The following is a 24,292-nucleotide window of genomic DNA, read 5'->3' on the forward strand; positions in this document are numbered from 1 at the left end:
TCATCCCTCTCCCTTCATGACGTTTCCTGATACATTTGCCGATAGACACCGGGCGGCATGCCCACCTGCTTTTTAAAAATCCGGTTAAAATAGTTGTGCCGATAGCCGACTTCTTCCGAAACGTCGTGGATTTTTTTATTTGTGCTGACCAGCAGCTCTTTCGCCTTTTCAATTCTGATGTCTGTGACATAATCAATAAAATTCGTGCCAGTCACTTGTTTAAACGCCTTGCTTAACGTGTACGAATTGGTACCCGCAGCGTCCGCACAGCTTTCAAGAGAAAGATCAGCCATATACTGATCATGAATCATCGCGATGACATGTTCAGTCAGCTGTTTCTGCTGTCTGTTTTTCCTGCCGTCAAGCTTTGCCAAATAAGGGCTGACCACGGTTTCCATGAGCCATGAGACCGCCTGGGACGGATGGCGCAATTCAGAAATGTCACGAAGCATATCTCTATTTGGGAACAATTCGGACGGATACAGCCCTGAATGCAGGATATCCTCTTGAATACGGGAAAACAGCTGGGCCAGCGCTGGGTGGACGTGCATATCTTTGACCGCTTTTTCCTCCAGTTCATCAATAAATAAGCTAATAAGCCGCGCCGCCTCCTCTTTTCTCTCAAGCCGGATTGCCTGCAGAATCTGTTTTTCAAGCTCAAAAGGATAATAAGGCGCAGGGTGTTGTGCCATCTGATTCTCGTCATGCAAATCAATGATCTGATGGCGATTAGCGAAATGCCTGTGTGATTTGCCGATTTTTACATCCTTATACAGAGCGGGAATATCCTTCACATGCCCGGCCTTCCTGGATATCGTCCCGGTTACCTTTAATCCTCCTGCCCTATTGATAGCTTTTGTCAGGTCGCCAGCAAACGGCCTGATATCATCCCGGACAGAAGACCCGTGTTCCCGCACGAGAAGAACGGTTAATGAAAGCCGTCCGATATCAATTAATGAAAAATGGGGAAATCGGGAGGCTGCCAGTTCTTCCGTTATGTTGGCCAGCATAAAGGCGGCCAAATGTTCATCTTCAGCGGAAAATTCGCTTTCCTGACTTCCAAGCCCCGTCATCTGAATATCCAGCACGTGAAACAATTTATCTTTAATATCCCACCCGGCGTCTTCCATCCGTGACCTGAGGCTTTCTTCTGTGTGATAGTAAAAATCGCCTTGGATGAGCTGCTGTAAAAAGCTTTTTTTCATTTGAGGCGTTTGTAAAGAGATACGTTGCTGAAGCGTCCGGCTTTCAGAAGACAAATCATTCCACCTTTTTTCGAGCCATTTGAACTCATCCTGCTCAGCCGCTTTCCACGCTTTTTTCTCTTCTCCTGTAAACAGGCTGAGCAGATGCTGAACGGGGTGATAAATTTTTTTAGTAGCGTACCACGTCATAAACAGTGCCAAGCCAAGGCATATGACGATCATTGCAATAATCAATTTTGATAAAAAAACCATCGGAGCTGTAACAGAGGATAATGGAGCGGCTGATGCGTATGTCCACTCCTGATGCATTCGCTTTATGTTTCCATAGGAGACAGAGTATACTGTGCCGTCCCATTTCATTTGAAAATTCCCGTCCGCCTTTTGCTGATTTTTCACCTCATGTATTAAAGCGTTTTTAAAATCTGCCGCTCCCTTTTTCCCTGCTTGGAATAAGACGTTATTTTTTTGATTCAAGAGGAGCGCCCGCCCGTCGGGATAAGGAGACAGACTTTGCAGCATGGCCTTCATCTCTTTTGGATTCACTGTCAGCATCACAGCGCCAAACGGCTTTTCGGCTGACCCCGGAATGAGCTGGACTAGCATCGCTTTTGAAGCTGAACCAAAATTGCCGCCTGTGTCCCTCCAATAAATATTGCTGTCTGAGGCTAACACTGATCGATACTCACGAAGCGCCTCCGCTTCTGTGATCCGGCTGTATTCGGGGTTCAGCAAAAGGGGCCGGGGGCTGTTCAAAAAGACAGAAGCCTGCTCGATCAAGGGCTGCTGATCCCGCAGGAGAAACAGTCTTTTCGTTAGCTGATAGGAGAGCTTGAAATCTTTCTCTACATCTTTTTCGGTTAATCCGTTCATAAGCGCTGAATCAAAAGCAAGCTGGGTGAGCGTCAGTTCCAGCCCCTCCAGCTTCTCGTCAATCCGGTTCACTTCACGCACCACCTGCGCTTCATGTGAACGCTGCAGCTCATCTTCCACCTTGGCGATGGATAAAAAGTAAATGGCTCCGCCTGTCAGCAATCCGGGAATACATGCAATCAGCAAAATTAAAACAAAGTTTCTCTTAAAATATGATCCCTTCCAGCGTGAAACCTGTTCTTTGTTTTGAGGCTGCTTTTTCATCTCTGTCCCCCCGCTGCCGTCTTTTACTGATAAGCGTGCTTTTTCGTTTTGAGAACATCAGCGAGAAACGTCAGCGCAAGGCCCTGCCCCCACCCTTGAATTCTCTTATAAGGCACCTGTTTGTACCCGCCGGCATCCTTCATGACAGCCGTTCCGGCGGATACTCTGCCGACCCGGCCGTCCTCTTCCACTGCATCAAGAATGGCCGCAAGCGACTTTTGGATGTATTTCGTATATAACTTTCCGCTTGATAACAATGCGGAGGCAATACCTGCGGAAGCCGATACCTCCAAATAAGAATCCGGGTCATTTACGATCGTATGCCATAATCCTGAATCATCCTGAAGCCTGACAAGCGCGCTCAGCTGGTCCCTCAGCGATCCGTCAATGATCATAAATGACGGATGTGTCACTTCGATAAGCGACAGCGCTTTTGCCATCGTCAGCGCAGCCCAGCCGTTCGCCCTGCCCCAAAAAATCCCGGACAGGTGGTTTTTCGCCTTATTGTCCCAAGCATGATAGTAAAGATTTGTCAGCGGGTCCTGCAACACGTCTTCATGCCCGTGAAATTGGCGCAAGCCGTCTTCAAAATAATCCTCCCTCTCCATCACCCGGCCGATTCTCAGCATAAACAGCCCCGCCATCATCAGCGTATCCGCCCACGCCTGCTCAGGAAACACATAATCCGCCGAGTTGACCGTATGCTGAAGGATGCCTTCGCCAAAGCGCGGTGCTTTATGGAGAACATATTCAGCCATCTCACTTGCCGTTTCGAGATACACATCATCCCCTGTCACCTGATGCAGAAACAGCAGCGTGTGGCCGATGGACACCCCGTTGATCGAAAGCGGCGGCAGCCCATCCTCAAGCTGTTCATCCACCCACGTTTTTAAGAGATGAATATATTCCTCATTTTCAGTGGCTTCATAAGCTTCCGCCACTCCATAAAAAGCTACGCCCCCGGGCCAATCCCAGCCGAAATCCATCTGAAACGTCCGCTTGACGATCCGGTCAATGACAGATGTTACCCTTTCTTCATCAAACATAAGCTGTGCCATGAATTCCACTCCCTTTTATTTTAATCCGCTTGTGCTGATGCCTTGGACGATATATTTTTGAAACAGAAAGAATACGAGTATGACGGGCAATAACGAGACGGCGGACATCGCAAACATCGCCCCCCAGTTTGAAGCCGTTTCAGTATCTAAGAAGAGTTTCAAAGCGAGAGAAACGGGATACAGCTCCGGTTTATTCAAATAAAGCAGCGGCTGGATCAGTTCCTCCCATTTCCAATAGAAAGAAAAAATCGCTGACGTTGCAAGCGCCGGGGCAATGAGCGGCAGAATGATCCTCCAAAAACAAGCGAACCGCCCGCACCCGTCAATACGGGCGGCTTCATCAAGCTCCTTCGGAATCGTCCTGATAAATTGAATCATTAAAAAGATAAAAAACGCATGCCCGAAAAATTGGGGAACAACAATCGGTTTAAACGAATTCAGCCAATCAAGCTTCGCGAACATAATATATTGCGGAATCATCAGCACTTCATGGGGCAGCATTAACGTGCCCATCATGCAAGCAAACCAAAAAGCTTTTCCTTTAAACGGAATCCGCGCAAATCCGTACGCAATGACAGCGGATGACAAAACGGCGCCGATCGTTGACAGCCCGACAAGAATGGCCGAGTTTTTAATAAAAGTCAGAAACGGCTGGCCGGCGATTCCCTTCCACCCCTCTGCATAATTTCTGAGAATAAAAGGATCGGGAATGAGAGAATGAGAAGTTGCAAAGATACTGGAGCTTTCCTTAAATGAGCTGATAAACAGCCAAATGACGGGATACAGCAATACAACCGCCAATGATGCCGTGAAAACATGGAACAGTATGCGTTTGGGCCTGATGCCTCCGGATTTTTTTCTTTTATACAACGCCGGGGCTTTCTTGACAGGCTGGTTGACCGGCTCCATCTGTTATTCCTCCTTCGATTCGTAATGCACCCAATATGAAGAGGTCTTGAACAAAATGAGCGTAATCAGCCCGACAATGAGAAGCATGACCCATGCCATGGCAGAAGCGTAGCCCATTTGAAAATAGTTAAACGCCCGCTGGAACAAATACAGGGAATACAGCAGCGTCCCGTCAAGCGGCCCGCCCTCGCCCTTTGAAATAATATAGGCTGGCGTAAAGGTCATAAACGCAGAAATCGTCTGCATCACCAGGTTAAAGAAAATAATCGGCGTCAGCATGGGAAGCGTGATTTTCACAAAACACTGCACCCGATTGGCCCCGTCGACACTCGCCGCCTCCAAGTAGGAAGGCGGAATGTTCTTCAGCCCAGCTAAGAAGATCAGCATGGAGGAACCGAACTGCCAGACGGACAGCAGAATCAGCGTCCATAAGGCGCTCGCCGGATCTTGATACCAGAGAATTTTCTGATCAATACCGACAAAAAACAGAAGCGCATTGATGACCCCGTCATTTCCAAAAATATTGCGCCACATAATCGCAACAGCAACACTTCCGCCGATGATCGAAGGCAGATAAAAGAGCGTCCTGTACACCGCCGTCCCTTTCGCTGCATTGTTTAAAATCACGGCGATAAAGAGGGCGAAGCCGAGGCGGAGCGGAACCCCGGCGAGCACGTACGTAAAGGTGACCTTCAGCGATTGCCAGTACTTTTCATCTCCTGTGAACATTTCTTTATAATTGGAGAGCCCAATCCACTTCGGCGTTGTAAACAAGTCATAGCTTGTAAACGACAGAAACAAAGACGCGCCCATCGGAATCACCGTAAAACATAAGAACCCAATAATAAACGGAGAAATAAACGCGTATCCCGCCAGATTGTCTTTTCTGATACTCCGGCTTTTTGTCATGGCCGTCATCCCCATTCCCCGTTAATTATTTCTCTTTAAAATGTCGTTTGCTTGCTTTCTGAATGTCTTCGCCGCTTTTTCAGGCGTCACTTTTTGGTAGAGAATCTGATCAGACGTATCCTTTAACAGCTTAATGACCTCAGCGCTCCCCACAGGCTCCGGCGGGTCCGCCTTGCTGATGTTTTTCGAAGCGGCTTCGACATACTCCACGATTTTTGTCTCCTCTTCATTCAGCTTTGGTTTAATCGCTTCTGCCACCTTGTCGGACACCGGAACGCCCCGCTCCCCTTTGATCAGAAGGTTTGCTTCTTCACTATTAATAAAGAAATCAATGAATTTCGCGGCCTCTTTTTTATGCTCTGAACTTTTCGGTACTGAAAACAGCATACTCGGCTTCAGCGTCAGCGCCTTTTCCTTCATTTGCTCAGGCGGCAGATAGAGTGAAAGCGGGGCGTCAGTCAACTGGGCAAATGCCGCATATTGATTGGAATAATTCCATGTTGCCGCCGACTTGTTTTTCACAATAAAATCATCTTCCATCCCTTTAATCTGCGCGCTTTCATCCGGTGTCGGAGAGGTTTTCTGATTGACAAGCCTCACCTGCCGTTCAAAATAATCAACAAATAGCTGATCATCCTGATAGGCGAGGCCCGTGCCGTCCTCTTTATAAAAACGCTCGCCCTTTGTTCGTAAATAATAAGGGAAGAAAATATCCGGCGGATGCATGCCATTTGACCCGTACACGCCTGTTTTTTCCTGCACTTGATAAGCCAGTTTTTCATAATCGCTCCATGTCCAGTTTTCACTGTCAATCTCAACGCCCGTTTTCTTCAAAAGTTCGTCATTGGCGATGACCGACAGGACGTTAACCCCAAGCGTAAATCCGTACAGCTTTCCGTCTAACATGCCGCCCGACATCTTATTTTGTTTGATCGAACTGACATCAATCGTTCCGTCCTTCGTATATGGCGTCAAATCCTCAAGCTGCCCCTTTTTGCCGTACTGGGACAGATAAGCCGTATCCATTTGAATCACGTCAGGAAGCTGGCCGGCTGCGGACATCGGCGCAAGCTTTTTCCAATAATCATCCCAGTTGGCAAACTCCGCTTCAATATGGATATGCGGATTCTTTTTTTCATACAATTCAATGACCTTCGTTGTATAATCATGACGCGGCTGGCCGCCCCACCAAGCGATCCTGAGTGTAATGTCTTCTTTTTTTCCTGAAGCCTCTTCACCTGCTGAACTGCATCCGCTGAAAACAAAGGCGCACACAATTGTAAGAAAAACGATAGCAATCTTTTTCAAACCCTATCCCCCCTTTTATGTAAGTGCTTACATTTTATTGTAAAGCGTCCCGGTCAAGCGAAACACTCAAAAAACAGTGAGAAAAGTTAAAAAAACAGAGATGGCTATCTGACAGAAGCGCCTCTCTGTTTTTTACGATATTTTGACGGCGTCAAGCCGGTATATTTTTTAAACACAAGACTGAAATACTTCGGATTATCCCCAAAGCCAATCTCTTCCGCTATGTCAGAGACACTCACATCTTTGCGGCTTTTCATCCGCTTCATCGCATGTTCAATCCGGATTCTGGTGACGTAAGCGGAAAATTTCTCGCCCGTTTCCTGCTTAAATAATTTCCCGAGATAATCGGGATTCATATAAAGCATCTCCTTCGCCGCCCATTTCAGAGAAAGATGCGGATTGCCCAATTCACCGCGCACAAGCTTAACCATTTTAGATATCAAGGCAGAATGCTTCGACTCGTTGTAAGCGTCCGTTATTTCCTCAAACAGGTCCTTTGCATGACGGAGCTCACCCGCGCGGCTGATAGTCAGCTGACAGCCCTCAAAACACACCGCCAGCTTTTTTTCCAAAACCTCTTCGTTTCCTTGTGTCTCCACAGCCAAAATCGCATAGTCCCCTAGATGGCAAAAAGCCGTCAGACCAGAACCGAACGCCTCTTTAGCCGTTTGATAACTTTGTGTGGCTGCGTCTGTTTTTACGAGAATCAAATTGATTGTCTTATCCTGCACCGCAAGCGGAGGCGCTTGATTCTTCACACCTGTTAAAAGGCCCTCCAAATACTGATTGGCTGCGTATGACTGAATATGCTCAAGCTCGTTTTTCAAACACTCGGCCGCCTTCTCCCGCCGCTCTTTCTGTTTGAATTCGGCAATGATCTCCTTCAGCGAACTGATAATTTGCTGTTCATTGCAAGGCTTCACTAAATAGTGCTTGACGCCGTACTTCATGGCTTGCTTCGCATATTCAAATTCGCCGAAACCCGACAGCAATATAAATTGAACAGACGGACATTCAGATGAAACTTTTTCGATCAATTCAAGCCCGTTCATGCCGGGCATTTTAATATCACTGATGACGATATCAGGCTTATACCGCATGATAAAGTCATAGGCGTCCAGCCCGTTTTGCGCTTTGCCGATTAAAGAGGTTCCGATGGAATCCCATTCGATAATGCCGGCGATTCCGTCAAGAATGATTCTTTCATCATCTGCCAGAAGAACCTTATACATCACGCCATCCCCCTTTGACATGGTATTTTTATAAGGATTGTTGTGCCCTTTCCTTCCCCGCTTTGTATGGCCAGCCCGTATTGGCCGCCAAATGTCAGCCTGATCCGGTCATGAATATTTTGAAGCCCGATCCCCCGTCCGCCTGTTTTTTCAAGAATGCGGTTATCCATTCCCGGGCCGTTGTCTTCTACAGTCAAAACCACATGCCCCGCCTCCAGTTTTGCACGAAGCCGGATGGCGCACGGACGGGTAAAGGGCTCAAGCGCATACTGAATCGCATTTTCCATAAGAGGCTGGAGGGAGAGCTTGGGGATCAGGCAATGCTTTACCTCCTCATCAATATCCAGTGTAAAGTTCAAACGCTCTTCAAACCGGAACCGCTGAATGGTCATATAATGAAGAACAATCTCTGCCTCCTCCTCAATCGTGACCGTATCTTTTTTCATATTAATGCTGTTCCTTAGCAAATAACCGAGCGATTCCACCATTTTTGATATTTGCTTCTGCTGGTTAGCCTTTGCCAGCCAGTTGATCGACTCAAGCGTGTTGTATAAAAAGTGGGGATTGATTTGAGCTTGAAGCGCTTTGCATTCCGTTTCTTTAATTATCAATTGTTTCTCGACATTTTCTTCGATTAACTCATTAATCCGCTTCATCATCATCGTAAAATGACGATTCAGCATGCCCGCCTCATCCTGGGTATCCTCAGGCAGCGCCAAAGATGCTCCCGCCTCAAGACCGCCGGATTGCACCGCCTTCATTGCCGAGACAAGCTGTTCAATCGGCCCTGTGATGCTGTTGGCGATTCTTCTGCCAAGAAGCAGTACTATACTGAAAAACAACAGAAAGAAAATCCCAAGCACCGTTTTCATAAAAGTGATTTTCGCGAACATATCGTCAAACGGGATGACATTGTAATAGCTCCAATTTTGGTAGGATGATGGAAGGGATGAGATAAAATAGCGCTTGCCATTCTCTTTCTTAATTTCATAACCCGGAAGCGCGGGAATATGGTTTTTGATATCTTTCATAAGGGCGGAGGAATTTACTGAATAAACGATGCTTCGCTGATCCGCAATGGCGATATCTCCGACCGAGTCGCCCCAATCCTTCGGCAGGTCATGGATGATCTGTTTCAAATTCACCTGGATCACGATCATGCCTAAATTCTCCAAGCTTAACTGGTGATAAGATCTAATTTGCCTGGCTGATATCAAAAGAGGCTGTGAATCGCCAAGTGTCAGCCACAGATTAGCTCCTTTCTTCGCTTTTGCTTTTTCAAAGACGGCGCTTTTTTGCTTCCCAAGATCGGCTGAACTGCTGCCGGCCGCATACTCAGTACCGTTCTTATCGTACAAATAAATCGACTCGATGTATGCTTCTTCTCCCGCGTATTCCCCAAGCTTATCCCACAAATCTCTTTTCATTTTGTATTGAGTATAAGCACTATCATGATCCTGTACATGTTGAAGATGCGCCTGAATCTGTTCATCCGCCATGATCTCATACGACATTTCTTCAATCTTCTTCAACTCGTCTTCAATGCTTTTAGAAGACATCCGCAGCACATCAGAAGACTTGCGGTAAATCTGTTCATCATACACATGAAAGGCATACTGCACTCCGCTGTATACAAACAGAAATGACACCGCCATAATCAATAAAATAAAAACAAACAGCTTATCTTTTATTATCAGCCGCCTGTAAAAACCAATGAGTTTTCCCATCACGCCGCCTTTTCTTTTGCATGGCGATCAACTGCTAAAAACGCCTTAAAAGCGAGCTTTGTTAAGACAAAGCTGAGCACACTGCCGCTAAAAAACAGCAGAAACGTCATATGGAAAAACACAAGAAACAGCACACCGACAGCGCTTACCGCCATTCCAAGCGTCACCGCGGGCCTGCTGAAGGCAATTAGAAAACTGAAGCTCAGCACCTCTTTGATTTTCACATCGTAATGAACATACACGGGAAACACGTATAAAAGAATCAACGCGTATATCAAGCCGATGCTCATCAATACATTCACAAGAAGAGGCTGGTTCATCCCCGCCGCAATCTGTACATCCGCATAAAGAAACACCCCCGTCAGGCCGAGTATCAGCCCAACCGCATTCGACCGCCCCCACTCTTTCTTATACGCACGCAGAAATACAGAAAACACGGACGCATCAGGATTCCCCTTCACCCACTCCCTCGTCACGGTAAACATCGCCGCCGTTGCAGGCATCAATCCGGCAACCCCAAGCCCCGCAAGTGTAAACAAAAGCCAAAGCAGATTCAGATAAGCCAGACGCATTACCCAAACACAAAAACCATGCAGACCATTCGTTAAGCTGTGTACCATGTCATCACCTTTCCTTGTATAGAAACCGCTTACAATGTTGTGTTAGTATATTTCTGCTTCCGAAAAAAAAGTCCTGCTGTTCCCACCCAACAAATAAAAGGCTCGCTCATCTCAGGATGCGAACCTTTTCTCATCTGAAAGCCTATTTCCGGCAGCTTTTTATCAGCCGCAAGACCCGCTCAGCCGCATATCCGGCAACCGTTCCAAAGAAAACAAAAATCCCGATAAGCCCGAGCCCCATGCCTTCCCAGCCGCCAACAACAAAAATACTGTACAAGACTGTAAGGAAGCTGAGCGCAAACAGGCAGATTAACATCCATTCCGGCCACTTCTTCTGAGGATATTTTTTTCGAAAAAACACTGATAAAAGAGCAACAATGCAAAAGGTAACGATCCCAATACAATAAAAAAATATCATGAATCTGAAAACCTCTCTTTCTTCTACCTTCATTTGTGAATATTATACAATTTCTATATATATGAACGAAAAACAAAAAAGCACCCTAACAGGATGCTTCAGCTTGTCGAGACCACTTTTTCATATGTACAAAAACCACTTGAATGTCGTCTCTCTATCAATTGATACCCCATCCGGCGATAGAACGCATTGAGCGCACCATTCTCAGAAACACAGTCGAGACGAATCCGGCTTTTCCCCGGGTAGAAAACGCCCGTCTCAGCCCATGATAAAATCGTTTCTCCCAGCTTCCGGCCGGAAAAGTGACGGTCTACGGCCAAGCGGTGCAGATAGATGGATTCCTCATGCCCCTGATTACCCCAAAGCTCTCTGTCCCACTCACTGGGCTGCGGCAGCAGCATCACCACTCCGGCCAATGCCCCCGCCTCCTTAAAGAGAAAAACATGTCCGTCGGCAATGGAGCCAAGCATATTATGATTGTCCTTCCCCTCCAATAATCCGCTCCATTGGCTTGATCCCTGTTCACGAAGCCACTCAGCAGTGCGAACAAGCAGCGCCTTCACCTCTTTCGCATCCTCACGCGTCGCTTTACAAACATGGAAACTGCCTACTTCCGTTTCAGTGATTTTAAAAGATGTCATAATGGCCTCCTTCATCCCTATATCCCAGCACGCCTTTATTATAAATGAAAGTGCGGCAGGCATAAAAGACATACAGAGCCCAAACCAGAGGCCGTCCCACTAAAAAAACGCACTGGTACCCAGCCCCAGCACTTAAAAAAGTTTCTGCCTGTCACGTTCTTCCTTGAGCATCTCAACTGCTTCTCTGAACCGCATAGAGTGTACGATTTCACGTTCACGCAAAAAACGGAGGGAATCGTTCAAGTCAGGATCATCAGAAATATCAATCAGCCATTGGTAGGTAGCCCGCGCTTTTTCCTCCGCCGCGATATCCTCGTATAAATCCGCGATCGGATCGCCTTTTGCCTGAATGTAACTGGCGGTAAACGGAACCCCGGCGGCATTGTGATAAAAAAGCGCGCTGTCATGATTGACGTAATGGTCGCCAAGCCCGGCCTCACGCAATTGCTCAGGGGTCGCGTCCTTCGTCAGCTTATACACCATCGTCGCAATCATCTCCAAATGGGCGAACTCCTCGGTGCCTATATCAGTCAGCAGCCCGATCACTTTGTCAGGTATGGTGTAGCGCTGATTTAAGTAACGAAGAGCCGCCGCCAATTCGCCGTCCGCGCCGCCATATTGTTCGATTAAGTATTTCGCCAGCGTCGGATTGCACGTGCTGACCTTTACAGGATATTGCAGCTTTTTTTCATACACCCACATTGATGATTCCTCCTTATACTTGCCACGGCCATGGCCCCTGATTCCAATCCCACTCGTCTCCGGCCGGGCTGTTTCCATACTGCAAAAGCGGTCCGTATGATGCTTCAAATTTTCTCTTTAAATGCCTTGAGTAACCGGAATATTGGTTGAATTGCTGCAAAGCCTGATGATCATCAGAATGTGTATCAAGATAAAGGCTCAGCTCAACAAGCACAAAATCCGCCGCCTGAATTTGCTCAAGCAATCGGTAATACTCCTCGTCAATCTTTTTTGCCATGTTTGTCTCCCCCTCGATAAGGATTTTCATAATAATCATAGAGATCCTTCCAAAGGGTGCCTTTCCTTAATGCTTCCATCGGTGAAAACTGCTCCAAATGAACAGGCTGGTAATTCATATAGAGATTAGGCGGTGTTCTGTAATATTTCTTCCCTATGGGCGGACAGGGATCAAAGCGGCTGTGAAAGGGTTTGTAGGATTTGATGGGTGTAAACGATTGATCTTCTTTCATACTCTCTCCTCCTTTCTCAAAAAACAATGACTTTAACATGTATGAGCCAAATGCCGGATTTATGACTGATGCGATTTAGCTGCTCTGCAAAAATAGACTAAACGGCCAAAAGATATTAGACCGTTTAGTCCGAAAAAGATAAAAAATTCATTGCAATGTTCGGGACTGCCCCCCAAAGATGAGACAAATAAAAAACACCTTCAAGTTTGAAAACAGATCGCTGTTATCCGAAATAAGACTTAGAGGTGGTTTTTTCTATAGGGACAAGAGTGAGTTATCCGGTTGAGGTCAAACAGAAGGCTGTAGAAATGAGATTGGCAGGCGTGCCTGTAAAAGAGATCATGCAGGAGTTGAATATCAAGAATAAGACGCAGGTTCAGACATGGATTAGGTGGCTTAGAGCCGGGAATACAGGGGATAAGCAGGACAGAGCCTTTGTCTTAGACACACTTAATTAGCTGCCAACACTGCTTGAGGAATGCGTGTTACAAAGTAACCAAGGTTCTGTTTATGCATCTTACGAGTATCAGAAAGCTGTTAAAACAAAAGGCATTACCATGAGTATGTCCCGCAAAGGGACGCCCGCTGATAATGCCTCCATCGAATCGTTTCATTCCTCACTAAAGTCTGAAACGTTCTATCTTAACAGCATTGATCGAACGACGACCGCCATCGCCGAACGCACTGTCAAAGAATACATTTATGATGATAACAAATTCGTATTCAAACGAAACTAAACAGCCAATCACCGATAAACGATCGGCAATTGGCTGTATAAAGGTGTTTTGATCCCTGTTTCAAAAATGGCGTCAGTCCCGATCAGGTCTGCCTTTCTTATTATTCACCAAGGTCTACGTTATGGTACACCTGCTGAACATCCTCTAAATCTTCTAACACATCAATTAATTTCTCGAATTGGGCTTGTGCGTCTTCCGGCAATGTAATGTCATTTTGCGCAAGCATGGTCAGCTCCGCCACGGTGAAGTCAGTAACGCCCGTATTCTTAAACGCTTCCTGTACAGCATGGAATTGGTCAGGCTCCGCATACACAATCACCGCTTCTTCTTCTTCCAAAATGTCACGGACATCAACATCCGCTTCCATCAGGATTTCAAGCGCTTCCTCAGCCGTTTTGCCTTCCACGCCGATAACAGCCGTCGCATCAAACATATAAGCGACAGAACCGCTCACGCCCATGTTCCCGCCGTTTTTACCAAATGCCGCACGCACCTCAGGCGCCGTCCGGTTCACATTATTCGTCAGCGCGTCAACAATCACCATTGACCCGTTCGGCCCGAAGCCTTCATAACGAAGCTCGTCATAATTCTCCTCTGAACCGCCCTTCGCTTTTTCAATCGCACGGTCAATAATCGTTTTCGGCACACTGTATGTTTTCGCACGCTCAAGCACAACTTTTAACGCCTGATTCGATTCCGGATCCGGCTCCCCCTGCTTGGCGGCTACATAAATCTCCCGTCCAAACTTCGCATAAACCCGACTCGTATTCGCGTCTTTAGACGCCTTCTTTTCTTTAATATTGTTCCACTTACGGCCCATTATGTTCCACTCTCTTTCATATATATCAATCTGGATGATAGTTATTCACTTTATCCATTATACCTCAAACGGTTTGGTTGTTTCGAGTGTAAGGGGTTAGAAATAGAAGGAATCCGATCATCCGCACCGATTATTATTTCAAACATAATTCCTATCCGCCTATAGAATACAAACACACAGCAGAAAGGTAACAAAAAAATCCCCTTAAATGGGGATTTTAAAATTGAATTCGTGTCTGAACGCAAACCGTTTTTCTTTATGTTTGATTTCGGTCTGAATCATTATGAATAGAGCTCTGTTCTGCCGTATTCATTGAACTAAAACCAAATCCCACACTCAACATAACAGCGGCAATAACAAGTGCAACACTCTTTTTAAATTTCATAAAGACATTCTCCCCTTTGAATTTGATTTTGAGTTTCTATCATTTTTTGATAATAAAAATGAGACTGTTCAAATTTATTTGCCTTTGCAAAAACGGTCGCTGTATCTAGAGCAATATCCTCTACATAAGAATAATTTTTTCGCTTTTCAAGATATTGAATTGTGTTTTTAACGCCAGACTGATCAATCGCATCAATATAAAGCGCTTTTAAATACTGTTGTAATGATACAAACAGTCCGTCGCCCTGCTGCAAAGCAATTGCTAATCCTTTGTTACTTACCTCTGCTGCGCATTTGCTTTTTCCCTGTTTAAATAAATATTTGGCCAGTGTAAACATAGAATGCGGGAGATTATTTAATTTAGCTTGATCTGAAATTCGCACAGATTTTTCTATATATTTCTCTGCCTTCTCAAAGTTCTCCATCTCACCATAGCACTTTCCTATGTTATACAAAGCGGAACTAATCAATCTAGCATTTTGCAACTCATTAGAAAGCTCTAAAGCTTTTTCCAGATGGGGCAAGCATTTATCATAACATTTAAAGTCCTCATAGTTTCCCGCTATAACAAATAAACACTGAACTTTGCGGACTTTGTAAAGCTCATATTGATTATAAATCTCTAAAGCCTTTGACACATGATGCATCGAGACATGGGACTGCTTCATCCCGTAATACGCTTCTGCCAATTTGAAATGAAATTCGGCTTGTTCAATATCATCGGTAATATGGAGCAGCTGCTGCTCCGCTTCCCGATAGAATCCTATTGCTTTCAAATATTCTTTTTTACTGAATTCATACATGCCGCGAAAAAGGAAGGAATAATAGTGGAGCATCCCGGATAGTTTTTTCTGTGAGGTTTCAATTTTCTTTAACAGCTCTGTCGTTGTAGGCCGATGTAAATACTTATCAACTGGTTCCAAATAGTCTAACATCATTTGATGCCGAAAACACATAAGAGAATAATAGATCAGCAAATCCTGGTCCTCTTCCATCTGCTGAATTTCCTGCTCGACTTCCGCTTTCAAAATCTCAGCATCCGGAATACTGAATTGACGAATCATCTTGTACCATTCATTAATCTTAACACCAACATGTGAAGATGGTATGGTTTGATTCACCCGCTTCCCTCCCTGCTTGTCTTTATATGTCATATTTTATCAATTCCAAATTTTGAAAACAAGAAGAAGGGAAGAAATTGTTTTTTCATCTTGTCAAAAGCTTCAAAAACAGATTTTCACAGTTTCTGAAAGCAAGCCATTAAAACAGCGTTTTAGACTCTAACCATTCATCCAAATCCACACTGCCTTGGACAGATAATAGACGATATAAATAACGATAGGGAACTCTAGTAAAGGAAATAGAAATTACAGAAAGAACAACTTTAGTTAGGGTATACGATGGAGAAAATTCACGAATGTATGGTGGTTGGGCAAAATATGAAGATATTAATTGTCTAACTCCACAAGAAATTCAAGAAAGGTTTGCATTATCTCATACTCCAAAATATATTGCTGATGGACTTTTGAAAAAGGAGATATTATAAGAACTGGTGAAGTTAACCCTATTCGGATATAAAGGCGGAGGCACACAATTTGATATGAAGGGACAATTTATCGGCGAGTTTGGAAATGAGAGACCTATAAAAAAATGACGAGGTGGATTATGACTATGGTAGCTTTTTCTAATGAAAAATTAAAAATTGGAAATATAGGAGTGAATTTCCAACATAATATCTTAGAAATTAAAGAGCTAAATGATATAATTATTGTTGTTTTAAAACTCCCTCCCCGAAGCAGTGAACGCAATAATGTATATGGAGTTTCAAAAGATGGGCACATTATTTGGAGAATATCTGATCCTGACAAGAGTCTTGCAGGAAATTTAAATGTTCCTTATGTAGGAGTAAGTATTGAGCAAGGTAAGGAAGTCGCAATTATAGACTTTGCCGGAAGAAGATTTTTCATAAACGAACAAGATGGTACTTTTTTAAGTATGGATATTGTGAAATAAAACTCAAGTGTATTCAGTTATTGAAATTGAAGGAGATAAATGAAAAGTGCTATTTCGTTCATGGAGAGTACACTTACAATTGGAAACCTGCTAATTAAATTCAAACATGATATCTATAGAATTAAAGAAGTACACAATATAATTGCTGTCTAGTTAAAGATACCTACCTATGTGTGACAACACGATAAATAATTTATACGGTGCTTGCAACCAAGGGAAATTACTCTGGCAAGTGGAAAGTGCTGATCAAAGCCAGATTGGAGATTTTCATTTGCCTTATGAAGACTTTAGTGAAACAGATCCAAATGAAATAAAAGTCGTTGATTACTGCGGAAGAAGATTCAAAATAAATGAGCAGAACGGACAAATTATCAGTAAAGATATAGTGAAGTAAAACTTTCTATTTTATATCCACCCTGCTCTGCTTAATAAAGTACTCTATAAGCCCTCTTAATTGAGGGCTTTAGCTTTAGCTCTTTAATAAAAGGAGTATCGCCTTGACAGTAGTACAATATGTCCTTAATTTAGACGGAACAAAAAATATTGATAAAACCAAGAAAGCAACAGGCAGAACGATAAAAAACTGGAGATGAGAAATATGATAGAAAAACTTAAAAAAGTTTTAACTTACTTGGAAAATTTAAATGATCATGTTGGGGGCGAAATAATTTCTTCGGAAGAAATAAAAGAACAACACGAAAATTTAGAGGACTTCGCAAAATTACTTCAATCATTGGATAACCTTTTAGAAGAAAGCCAAACACTAGATTACAAGCATCCGGATGCAGTAGATAATAATTTAATGGAAATTCATAGATTAATGACTTCATTCGAATGGCATTTTTCAGAAATTGATGATCTAAATGTAAAGCTGTTCAAAACTTATAAAGATTCATTAAGTAAATAGCAATGTTCTTATGTCCCTTTCTTTGTTAAGGGGACCTTAATCAATCACAACAAAACCCTGCACCTTAACTTTTTCTTCAAAGCTATTAATCTCAAAATCAAAAAAGAAGCCCCTAAAGGACTTCCGCCACATTAACCTCCAACAGGCAGTTCCGCCGCTTTAAAATCTGCAGACACCATATTGTGGCTTTGAGAATAAGCAGCACCGCCTAAGACCATAGCTGTTAAAGATAAGCAAAGAATGACTTTTTTCATTACATCTCACTCCCCAATGATCTCATTTTGTTTTCGGCTATCATTGCCATTTTAGCAAACTCTAGTGCTTCCTTGTAGTCTCCCTTATACTCATAATGGCTGGATATCAGCAAAGAAAGGTCATGAACGCCGTCAAGGTCATTCAGTTTGTTTAAAGAATGGATATCATTTTTGCATGCTAGAAAGCTTTCTGAGGTATCACGACAGTATACGTTATAGATCATATTTATTTTCTTTTCATATATCTTATTCCCGTTCTCATCCAGTTCTTGTTGTCCTTTTTTATAATAGGACAGGGCTTTATCTTTCTCCCCGATTTTGAAAAATTCCCTCATCAGCATATAAAGAGAATTTATATAATAGCTTGACTCACACCATTCGTCATGACTTAAAGCCTGCTGAACTGCTTGTATACAATCAATAGACCTGCCGGAATTTGAATAAATAATACTGATATTATGATGAAGCATAGCCTCTAAAAATGAATCCTCAATCTCTTTTGAGATCTCAATTGACTGTGTGAAATACTCTTCTGCCTCTTGAAACCGGTTCATGTGCATATAATTTGTAGCCATCACAACGAGGGAAACAGCCAGCTTCTTTTTGTACCCTTCATGCACCTTATAAATATTCATGGCATCTTTCGCATAATTGAGGGACACCACACTTTGCCGCAGAGACATATACAGCCAAGACACTTTGAAATAAAACTCTGCAGCTTCAATCTTGTCAGGAATCTTGACTATTTTTTTCTCTGCAACTTTATAAAGACTGATTGCCCGCTCAAAGTTTTTATTATAGGCTTCATGCATTGCTTCAAAAAAATAAAAATAGTAATCAATCATATCATCTGTTTGTTCAATACATTTGGATTGTGAATCATCAAAATAAGATCTGTTCGGCAGCCGCTTCCCCCTCGCATCAAAAAGCATCATCCGATACCTTTCCTCAAGCAATGAGAAGTAGATCAGCACATCTTGATTCTCCTCCATTTCATCGAAGGTAGCTTTCGCTTGCTCAAAGAGACTTTCCGCTTTTTCAATGTCATGCTTTTTTATGGCTAAATGAAGTTCATTTAAAACACCGCCGACAACCTCAGAAGCGACCTTGCTCATACCCAAGCCCTCTTTTCTTTTGAGAATTCTAAATAATCTGTATAATTATCATATCACAGTTTGTAAATTTATGTAATAACATGCAGTCAATAAGAAAGAAACTTCTCAATTGAAGTTCCTCATCTGATATATTTATTATTAAAAAAATCCTTTTCTAATCTAGCTCTTCCCCTTTTTAATTGATATATCAAAAAACATATTGAAAGGAATCCACACATAAAGTCACGGTTCTAAAGTCTTATTTTTCCGATAAAACTCTTTCTCACAGCGACTTCCCTCCCGACGCGTGGTAAAATTTTGATATTGAACGCAAAAAGAAGGGAAATGGTCATGAAAGTCTTAGATGCCAAAACACTCATGTCAGAAGCCGAAGACCGCGCAAAAGAATACAAAGAATTAAGAACCCAAATGGTGAACTTGAGAAAAGCGTTAAAAGGCGTCGCCGATCTTGACGACAGCGCGTTCTCAGGAAAGGGCGCCACCAACATCAAAGCATTTTACCACGACCACGTCGGCGTCACCGACCAATGGATCGACTACATCGACATGAAAATCGCTTTTTTCAACAGCGCCGCCGGAAAAGCCGAGGATAAAGACCTGTCAGACGCTTACATAGAAGAATCCTTTTTAGAACACGAGCTGGCAAACGCCCACACAAAATCAAAATCCATCATGTCCGAACAGAAAAAAGCTATGAAAGACATCCTGAACGATATCGACGACATCCTCCCGCTCAATCTGTTTTCAACAGAAACCTTCAAAGACGAGCTGAGCGATGCCAATGACAAACGCAAAAAAACACTCGAAAAGCTAGACGCCCTGGACGAGGACCTGCTGACAGAATACGCCCTGTCAGAACCAAATGAGCAATTCATCAAAGCAGACTTCCAAAAGCTGCAGGAATCAACGGGCAAAGGCAAAAACGCCACACCGATTCATTACAACGCCAAGGCGTACCGCGAGAGTGACATACATAAGAAAAAAGGCGATATTGAAAAGCGGACCGAAGCTTACTTGAAGATTAAGAAAGAGGAAGCGAAAGAACGCGAGATTGAAAAACTGAAAGAAAGACTGAAAAACTACGATTATGCAGATGCCGATGAATTCTACTCGATGGCAAAAACGATCGGCTATGAAAATCTGACAGCAGAACAGCAAAGATATTTCACCCAAATTGAAAACACGCGTGAACTGAAAGACGGCTTCAAAGGGGTTGCCGTCGGTCTTTATGATTCAGGAAAAGACGCGGTCACAGGTCTTTGGGATATGGTCACAGATCCAGGCGGAACCGTTGAAGCCATTACAGGAGCAGTGGCTCATCCTATCAAAACGTATGAAGCCATTTCAGCAGCAATCGAAGAATCGTACCAAAAAGACATGGTGAATGGTGACACCTATTCAAGAGCAAGATGGGTGTCATATGCGGTTGGCACTGTTGTCACATCAGTTGTCGGCACAAAAGGCGTAGGTGCCGTCTCAAAAACAGGAACTGCCGCCAAAGTGACAACTAAAGTCAAAACAGCAGCAAGCAAATCAGTCACAGCACAAAAAGCCATAACGGTTTCAAAACAAACCATTGATCACATCAAACAAAAAGTAAACACAGGCATTGAAGTATCAAAAAAACACGTCAAAACCAAGTTAAATCAAATCGGAGATCTCACACTTGCGGATATTCTCCCCTATCATCCCCGTCACGACTTAGTGCCGGCAGGCGTCCCTTACAACGCAGTAAACGGGGTCACACTTAAAGAGGGACTACAGAAATTCGCCAAGGTCATCCTTCCGAAACCGTACGGAACCTCATCAAGCGGAAGACGAATTCCAGCGCCAAATGTACCGCCGGTAACAGTCAAATACGGCGAGCATTATGCAAAATGGAGCAGAAAGAAAGTGCTGAAGCCGAATGTTGTCTATAAAACAAAAGAAGGCTACACGTACACCACTGACAACTATGGTAGAATTACAAGTGTCAAAGCAGACTTGCAGTTAGGAGAAGCAAAACGTAACCAATATGCACAGTCTAAAGCAGGTAAACCAGACCGGCTGACAGATGACGATGGAGGCCATTTAATCGCCACTCAATTCAAAGGCTCAGGCCAGTTCGACAATATTGTGCCGATGAATTCTCAGATTAATAGGAGCGGTGGGAAATGGTATGAAATGGAGCAGGAATGGGCAAAGGCTCTTAATGAAGAACCTCCCAAATTAGTAACAATTGAAATTAAGCCTATTTATAGTGGAGACTCTTTAAGACCTAATTTATTTAAGGTCAAATATAAGATCGGAAATAAAAGATTTAAAAATGTTAGAATAAAAAATCAAGCAGGAGGCTGATATTGTGGAAACTGAAAAGATGGGAGTACTATATCAAAAAATCGCTGAACAAATAAATGAAATTATCCCCTCTGAATGGGAGAAGGTTGCTCTTTATGCCGAAATTTTAGATGATTCTTCAGAAGTTTACTTCTTCTTTACTACTCCACAAAATCAGGAATATATATATTCACACGATATTCCTGAGCACTTTAATGTTGATGAAGATATATATGACGAACTTCTATATGAATTGCATGATTATTTCGAAGAGTTACGAAATGAATTTAAAACAAACAATGAGGACTTATGGACAAACCTCACTTTACATTTAGAAAGAAGCGGGAAATTTTCAATAGATTATGATTACACCGATGTCATTGCCTCAGACTTAAACGGTACTCAACGCCAAGTAGTATGGGAATATAAAAATTTAGGAATATTGCCTGAAGATGAGGATGATAAACAGTTTGTAATAAACTACTTCGGTCTATAATTCAAAAATAGCTCAGCTTTTTACTGCTGGGCTATTTTATATTCTCAGGTTGGCTTTTATGGAAACCGAAAAAACAAACCTATTATAAAATTTGTTAACCGATCAACTAATAAATTGATTGCTTCTGAATGGGTTGAAGTTTTCTATACGACGAGATTTTAGATGATTCTATACTTTTCTTTAATATAGAGGATATTAAGGTTTTATATTTATCTCATATCTCTTTATAAAAGGAGCAACATTTTGACAGTAAGAAAAGAATTAATAAAACAAATTAATTTAACAGTCGCAGCAATAAAAACAAACAATCAAAAGACTCCAACTCCAATGGTGATAAACGCATTGATCTTAACAATGTTCAAGATGCTGATCAACTCCTGTTCGAAATCCACAAAATGATGACCTCACTTGAATGGCATATATCCGAAATTAGTTTTAAATATAAAATTACTCAAGAAAAACAAAGAAACTTAAGCCTTTTCTAAGTTCCAACACAGTCACACACTCCACTTGTGATGAGTGCTGTCGGTCAATAAATTAAGAGTAGTGGAATTCACCTTTGAAACAGAAATAAATACTCTCATGCACTAAACCAATATTTAAATGTATTATACTTAGAAATACACCAGCATTTAAACTATAAGATGAAGAATCAACGACCCCATATAAGAAGTAAAATTTTGTATTGAAGATTATTTATGATTATAAAAAATTAGTGTATAATCTTATATGCGTGTGGCTAGATTTTTTCGCTTGTGTTTCGCAAGTGTTGACAAAAATGGTAGAGGCATTTGCTTCTCCGACTCTCCGTATTACCATGTCGGTAAATTTGCTGATGTGTACAGTTTTCAACGCCTAATGAGTAGCCACACGTTATTAATCGAGGGAGTATTAGATAATGAAATTTAACTATATAGAAACACGAAACGACCTTGCGGATTTTCTGAAAATTTCAAAAAGTCAACTTAGTTACTTATTGTATTTTAAAGACGTTAATAATTCATACACATCGTTTGATATAAGTAAGAAAAATGGTGGCATACGTAAAATTAAAGCTCCAACAGACGAACTAAAAGAAATTCAAAGAAAACTTGCAGAAGCTCTATACAAACATAGGGAAAAAAAGCAGAATAAAAACAACATCTCTCATGCATTTAAAAAAGACAAGAGTATTATAACAAACGCAAAAATACATCGTAATAAAAGATTTGTTTTGAATATTGATTTAGAAAACTACTTTGAAAGTTTTCATTTTGGTCGTGTCAGAGGTTTTTTTGCTAACAATAAAAATTTCCTCCTACCTATGAAAGTAGCCACAGTTATAGCACAAATATCATGTTATGATGGAAAGCTACCTCAAGGTGCTCCAACGTCTCCTATCATCTCAAACTTAATTAGTGAGATACTTGATCGAAGAATAATGAAAATTGCAAAGAAATATAAACTGTATTATACACGTTATGCGGATGACTTAACGTTTTCGACCAATGATAAAAATTTTTTAAATCTACAAACGGAATTCTATGAAGAAATATCTGAAGAGATAACAAACTCTGGATTTAAAATTAATGATAAAAAGAACAGGTTACAGTTTAGGGATTCTAGACAGGTGGTAACTGGACTTGTTGTTAACAAAAAAATAAATGTAAATAGGATTTATTACAAGGAAACCAGAGCAATGGCTCATCAACTCTATACACATGGAAAGTTTGAAATTAATGGTGAACCCGCCACCCCTAATCAGTTAGAAGGAAGATTTTCCTTTATAAATCAACTAACTTGGTATAATAACAAAATAGATGGTGAAAAACATAATTTTTATAATTTAAGTTCGAGAGAATTACAGTATCAAAAGTTTCTATTTTATAAATACTTTTTTGCTAATTCCAAACCATTAATTGTGACGGAAGGTAAAACGGATATAGCTTATTTAAAATCGGCATTAAAGAATCTCTATGCAGAATATCCCAATTTAATCAATAGAAATAGTGATGGAACATTTGAGTTCAAAGTATCTTTTCTAAAAAAAACAAAGAGATTGGCATACTTTCTAAAGATTAACCAGGATGGCGGCAGTGCACTAAATAATATTTATGATTTTTATAATGATAGTAAAAGGAACAAGTCTACTCCTAATTATCTGCGTATTTTCAAGGAATTAAGTAACACTTCACCGGAAAACCCTGTAATTTTAATGTTTGATAATGAAATTAAAAGCGAGGGGAAAAAACCTATAGGTAGTTTTCTTAATCATGCAAAGCTTAATTTTAAAAAGAAGACCAAATTAAGCAATGATTATATGGTTGATATCGTAGATAATCTATACCTCTTAACTGTACCTTTAGTAAAAGGAAAATCAGAATGTGATATAGAGGACTTATTTGATGATGGTGCTCTTTCACAAATAATTGATGGAAAAGAATTCACTAAAGAGAATGACTATGATCACTCAAAATACTATGGCAAAGAGATCTTCTCAAAGTATGTTGAATCTGACTATTCCAATATTAACTTTGATAGATTTAAATCGGTCTTAGATAATATGAACTTTATAATAGACACATACAAGAGAGAACATGTAAATAAAGAACACAGTTTAGACACAATAAACACAGATAACAGTAATAAGGATCAAATTCCTTTAGAAGCATAGTTTTTAAAAAATGGGCTTCACTATAGTGTGGTCCATTTTTTGTTAAAAATTTTTCATACCTTGTAATATATTATATCGTTTTATAACTATAATATTTTATCTTCAAAAAATGAAAGGGGATGTGCATATAGACAAAGAAACCTTTTTTACAATGCAATTATCAGAAAGAGTACAAGAAGTTAATAATCCTTTTACACGACTACGATTAAAAATAATTCAGTAAAC

At 41.8% G+C, this 24,292-nt stretch carries 24 protein-coding genes and 4 pseudogenes; 10 read left to right on the plus strand and 18 right to left on the minus strand.

Annotated features, from left to right (window positions below; all coding sequences use genetic code 11):
- Positions 1–14: 14 nt before the first annotated feature.
- The 13 genes and pseudogenes from GXP75_RS18010 to cotJA all read right to left on the minus strand — a co-directional run bounded on the left by GXP75_RS18010 (position 15) and on the right by cotJA (position 12,372).
- Positions 15–2,339, minus strand: coding sequence for a helix-turn-helix domain-containing protein (locus GXP75_RS18010; protein WP_242557472.1), 2,325 nt, complete (start codon positions 2,337–2,339; stop codon positions 15–17).
- 23 nt (positions 2,340–2,362) lie between these two features.
- On the minus strand, positions 2,363–3,397 hold the full coding sequence (locus GXP75_RS18015) for a glycoside hydrolase family 88/105 protein (RefSeq protein ID WP_214916842.1): 1,035 nt from the start codon (positions 3,395–3,397) through the stop codon (positions 2,363–2,365).
- A gap of 15 nt (positions 3,398–3,412) precedes the next feature.
- Positions 3,413–4,306: a carbohydrate ABC transporter permease gene (locus GXP75_RS18020; RefSeq protein WP_061573284.1), complete on the minus strand. Its 894-nt coding sequence runs from the start codon at positions 4,304–4,306 to the stop codon at positions 3,413–3,415.
- Between the two features lie 3 nt (positions 4,307–4,309).
- Positions 4,310–5,240 (minus strand): annotated as a pseudogene (locus GXP75_RS18025) (carbohydrate ABC transporter permease); the annotation flags it as partial.
- Complete coding sequence (locus tag GXP75_RS18030; protein WP_150224811.1) at positions 5,237–6,523, minus strand: ABC transporter substrate-binding protein; 1,287 nt, start codon at positions 6,521–6,523, stop codon at positions 5,237–5,239. The pseudogene GXP75_RS18025 and the gene GXP75_RS18030, both read right to left, overlap by 4 nt.
- A gap of 104 nt (positions 6,524–6,627) precedes the next feature.
- A complete protein-coding gene (locus GXP75_RS18035) occupies positions 6,628–7,755 on the minus strand; it encodes a response regulator transcription factor (RefSeq protein WP_242557473.1) in 1,128 nt (375 codons plus the stop codon).
- The gene (locus GXP75_RS18040; protein WP_277990790.1) at positions 7,755–9,482 is read right to left on the minus strand and encodes a cache domain-containing sensor histidine kinase; all 1,728 of its coding nucleotides are present in this window, start codon (positions 9,480–9,482) and stop codon (positions 7,755–7,757) included. Before GXP75_RS18040 ends, GXP75_RS18035 begins: the two co-directional genes overlap by 1 nt.
- Positions 9,482–10,102 (minus strand): YesL family protein, encoded by a 621-nt coding sequence (locus tag GXP75_RS18045; protein WP_242557475.1) that lies wholly within the window; start codon positions 10,100–10,102, stop codon positions 9,482–9,484. Before GXP75_RS18045 ends, GXP75_RS18040 begins: the two co-directional genes overlap by 1 nt.
- A 142-nt stretch (positions 10,103–10,244) precedes the next feature.
- The gene (locus GXP75_RS18050; RefSeq protein WP_313897125.1) at positions 10,245–10,553 is read right to left on the minus strand and encodes a YesK-like family protein; all 309 of its coding nucleotides are present in this window, start codon (positions 10,551–10,553) and stop codon (positions 10,245–10,247) included.
- Between the two features lie 65 nt (positions 10,554–10,618).
- Positions 10,619–11,161 (minus strand): GNAT family N-acetyltransferase, encoded by a 543-nt coding sequence (locus tag GXP75_RS18055; RefSeq protein WP_242557477.1) that lies wholly within the window; start codon positions 11,159–11,161, stop codon positions 10,619–10,621.
- Between the two features lie 132 nt (positions 11,162–11,293).
- The gene (gene cotJC / locus GXP75_RS18060) at positions 11,294–11,863 is read right to left on the minus strand and encodes a spore coat protein CotJC (protein WP_003328404.1); all 570 of its coding nucleotides are present in this window, start codon (positions 11,861–11,863) and stop codon (positions 11,294–11,296) included.
- 13 nt (positions 11,864–11,876) lie between these two features.
- Positions 11,877–12,140, minus strand: coding sequence for a spore coat protein CotJB (gene cotJB, locus GXP75_RS18065; RefSeq protein ID WP_010787868.1), 264 nt, complete (start codon positions 12,138–12,140; stop codon positions 11,877–11,879).
- Entirely contained in the window at positions 12,124–12,372 is a 249-nt protein-coding gene (gene cotJA / locus GXP75_RS18070; protein WP_061573277.1) for a spore coat-associated protein CotJA, read from the minus strand. The genes cotJB and cotJA overlap by 17 nt, the downstream gene beginning before the upstream one ends.
- Positions 12,373–12,641: 269 nt before the next feature.
- Between cotJA and GXP75_RS21690 the strand changes: the two are divergent.
- Positions 12,642–12,770 (plus strand): annotated as a pseudogene (locus GXP75_RS21690) (helix-turn-helix domain-containing protein); the annotation flags it as partial.
- Positions 12,771–12,785: 15 nt separating this feature from the next.
- Positions 12,786–13,150, plus strand: a pseudogene (locus GXP75_RS18075) (transposase); the annotation flags it as partial.
- A gap of 59 nt (positions 13,151–13,209) precedes the next feature.
- On the opposite strand, the gene GXP75_RS18080 reads toward GXP75_RS18075, so the two are convergent.
- The 3 genes from GXP75_RS18080 to GXP75_RS18085 form a co-directional block, all read right to left on the minus strand.
- Entirely contained in the window at positions 13,210–13,929 is a 720-nt protein-coding gene (locus tag GXP75_RS18080; RefSeq protein ID WP_242557478.1) for a YebC/PmpR family DNA-binding transcriptional regulator, read from the minus strand.
- 256 nt (positions 13,930–14,185) lie between these two features.
- Positions 14,186–14,314: a hypothetical protein gene (locus tag GXP75_RS21450; RefSeq protein ID WP_010787863.1), complete on the minus strand. Its 129-nt coding sequence runs from the start codon at positions 14,312–14,314 to the stop codon at positions 14,186–14,188.
- The gene (locus tag GXP75_RS18085; protein WP_242557479.1) at positions 14,304–15,434 is read right to left on the minus strand and encodes a response regulator aspartate phosphatase; all 1,131 of its coding nucleotides are present in this window, start codon (positions 15,432–15,434) and stop codon (positions 14,304–14,306) included. The genes GXP75_RS21450 and GXP75_RS18085 overlap by 11 nt, the downstream gene beginning before the upstream one ends.
- A gap of 296 nt (positions 15,435–15,730) precedes the next feature.
- On the opposite strand from GXP75_RS18085, the gene GXP75_RS21455 reads away from it, so the two are divergent.
- The 4 genes from GXP75_RS21455 (at position 15,731) to GXP75_RS18100 (ending at position 17,233) form a co-directional block, all read left to right on the plus strand.
- A complete protein-coding gene (locus GXP75_RS21455) occupies positions 15,731–15,859 on the plus strand; it encodes a hypothetical protein (protein ID WP_277990792.1) in 129 nt (42 codons plus the stop codon).
- A 119-nt stretch (positions 15,860–15,978) separates the two neighbouring features.
- On the plus strand, positions 15,979–16,326 hold the full coding sequence (locus tag GXP75_RS18090; RefSeq protein WP_242557480.1) for a DUF7957 family protein: 348 nt from the start codon (positions 15,979–15,981) through the stop codon (positions 16,324–16,326).
- Positions 16,327–16,558: 232 nt separating this feature from the next.
- The gene (locus GXP75_RS18095) at positions 16,559–16,720 is read left to right on the plus strand and encodes a hypothetical protein (RefSeq protein WP_242557481.1); all 162 of its coding nucleotides are present in this window, start codon (positions 16,559–16,561) and stop codon (positions 16,718–16,720) included.
- A gap of 204 nt (positions 16,721–16,924) precedes the next feature.
- Complete coding sequence (locus GXP75_RS18100; RefSeq protein ID WP_242557482.1) at positions 16,925–17,233, plus strand: hypothetical protein; 309 nt, start codon at positions 16,925–16,927, stop codon at positions 17,231–17,233.
- A gap of 131 nt (positions 17,234–17,364) precedes the next feature.
- Here GXP75_RS18100 and GXP75_RS18105 read toward each other — a convergent pair whose 3' ends face one another.
- A complete protein-coding gene (locus GXP75_RS18105) occupies positions 17,365–17,487 on the minus strand; it encodes a PhrK family phosphatase-inhibitory pheromone (protein ID WP_003328418.1) in 123 nt (40 codons plus the stop codon).
- Positions 17,487–18,602, minus strand: coding sequence for a response regulator aspartate phosphatase (locus GXP75_RS18110; protein ID WP_242557483.1), 1,116 nt, complete (start codon positions 18,600–18,602; stop codon positions 17,487–17,489). Before GXP75_RS18110 ends, GXP75_RS18105 begins: the two co-directional genes overlap by 1 nt.
- Positions 18,603–18,932: 330 nt before the next feature.
- Between GXP75_RS18110 and GXP75_RS18115 the strand changes: the two genes are divergently transcribed.
- The 4 genes and pseudogenes from GXP75_RS18115 (at position 18,933) to GXP75_RS18125 (ending at position 24,067) form a co-directional block, all read left to right on the plus strand.
- Positions 18,933–20,939, plus strand: a complete 2,007-nt coding sequence (locus GXP75_RS18115) for a T7SS effector LXG polymorphic toxin (RefSeq protein WP_242557484.1) — start codon at positions 18,933–18,935, stop codon at positions 20,937–20,939.
- 4 nt (positions 20,940–20,943) lie between these two features.
- Positions 20,944–21,414 (plus strand): antitoxin YezG family protein, encoded by a 471-nt coding sequence (locus GXP75_RS18120; protein ID WP_024715817.1) that lies wholly within the window; start codon positions 20,944–20,946, stop codon positions 21,412–21,414.
- A 243-nt stretch (positions 21,415–21,657) separates the two neighbouring features.
- Positions 21,658–21,759: pseudogene (locus GXP75_RS21520) on the plus strand (hypothetical protein); the annotation flags it as partial.
- Between the two features lie 553 nt (positions 21,760–22,312).
- Complete coding sequence (locus GXP75_RS18125; protein ID WP_242557485.1) at positions 22,313–24,067, plus strand: retron Ec67 family RNA-directed DNA polymerase/endonuclease; 1,755 nt, start codon at positions 22,313–22,315, stop codon at positions 24,065–24,067.
- Positions 24,068–24,292: the final 225 nt, after the last annotated feature.

The organism is Bacillus sp. HU-1818 (assembly GCF_022695965.1).
Lineage (GTDB): Bacteria > Bacillota > Bacilli > Bacillales > Bacillaceae > Bacillus > Bacillus atrophaeus.

What these genes read in the sequence shown, in the direction of transcription:
- GXP75_RS18010 (WP_242557472.1), bottom strand. Translation starts at nt 2,339, where the DNA reads ATGAAAAAGCAGCCTCAAAACAAAGAACAGGTTTCACGCTGGAAGGGA.
- GXP75_RS18015 (WP_214916842.1), bottom strand. Translation starts at nt 3,397, where the DNA reads ATGGCACAGCTTATGTTTGATGAAGAAAGGGTAACATCTGTCATTGAC.
- GXP75_RS18020 (WP_061573284.1), bottom strand. Translation starts at nt 4,306, where the DNA reads ATGGAGCCGGTCAACCAGCCTGTCAAGAAAGCCCCGGCGTTGTATAAA.
- GXP75_RS18035 (WP_242557473.1), bottom strand. Translation starts at nt 7,755, where the DNA reads ATGTATAAGGTTCTTCTGGCAGATGATGAAAGAATCATTCTTGACGGA.
- GXP75_RS18040 (WP_277990790.1), bottom strand. Translation starts at nt 9,482, where the DNA reads ATGGGAAAACTCATTGGTTTTTACAGGCGGCTGATAATAAAAGATAAG.
- GXP75_RS18045 (WP_242557475.1), bottom strand. Translation starts at nt 10,102, where the DNA reads ATGGTACACAGCTTAACGAATGGTCTGCATGGTTTTTGTGTTTGGGTA.
- GXP75_RS18050 (WP_313897125.1), bottom strand. Translation starts at nt 10,553, where the DNA reads ATGAAGGTAGAAGAAAGAGAGGTTTTCAGATTCATGATATTTTTTTAT.
- GXP75_RS18055 (WP_242557477.1), bottom strand. Translation starts at nt 11,161, where the DNA reads ATGACATCTTTTAAAATCACTGAAACGGAAGTAGGCAGTTTCCATGTT.
- cotJC (WP_003328404.1), bottom strand. Translation starts at nt 11,863, where the DNA reads ATGTGGGTGTATGAAAAAAAGCTGCAATATCCTGTAAAGGTCAGCACG.
- cotJB (WP_010787868.1), bottom strand. Translation starts at nt 12,140, where the DNA reads ATGGCAAAAAAGATTGACGAGGAGTATTACCGATTGCTTGAGCAAATT.
- cotJA (WP_061573277.1), bottom strand. Translation starts at nt 12,372, where the DNA reads ATGAAAGAAGATCAATCGTTTACACCCATCAAATCCTACAAACCCTTT.
- GXP75_RS18080 (WP_242557478.1), bottom strand. Translation starts at nt 13,929, where the DNA reads ATGGGCCGTAAGTGGAACAATATTAAAGAAAAGAAGGCGTCTAAAGAC.
- GXP75_RS21450 (WP_010787863.1), bottom strand. Translation starts at nt 14,314, where the DNA reads ATGAAATTTAAAAAGAGTGTTGCACTTGTTATTGCCGCTGTTATGTTG.
- GXP75_RS21455 (WP_277990792.1), top strand. Translation starts at nt 15,731, where the DNA reads ATGTATGGTGGTTGGGCAAAATATGAAGATATTAATTGTCTAACTCCA.
- GXP75_RS18090 (WP_242557480.1), top strand. Translation starts at nt 15,979, where the DNA reads ATGACTATGGTAGCTTTTTCTAATGAAAAATTAAAAATTGGAAATATA.
- GXP75_RS18100 (WP_242557482.1), top strand. Translation starts at nt 16,925, where the DNA reads ATGATAGAAAAACTTAAAAAAGTTTTAACTTACTTGGAAAATTTAAAT.
- GXP75_RS18105 (WP_003328418.1), bottom strand. Translation starts at nt 17,487, where the DNA reads ATGAAAAAAGTCATTCTTTGCTTATCTTTAACAGCTATGGTCTTAGGC.
- GXP75_RS18110 (WP_242557483.1), bottom strand. Translation starts at nt 18,602, where the DNA reads ATGAGCAAGGTCGCTTCTGAGGTTGTCGGCGGTGTTTTAAATGAACTT.
- GXP75_RS18115 (WP_242557484.1), top strand. Translation starts at nt 18,933, where the DNA reads ATGAAAGTCTTAGATGCCAAAACACTCATGTCAGAAGCCGAAGACCGC.
- GXP75_RS18125 (WP_242557485.1), top strand. Translation starts at nt 22,313, where the DNA reads ATGAAATTTAACTATATAGAAACACGAAACGACCTTGCGGATTTTCTG.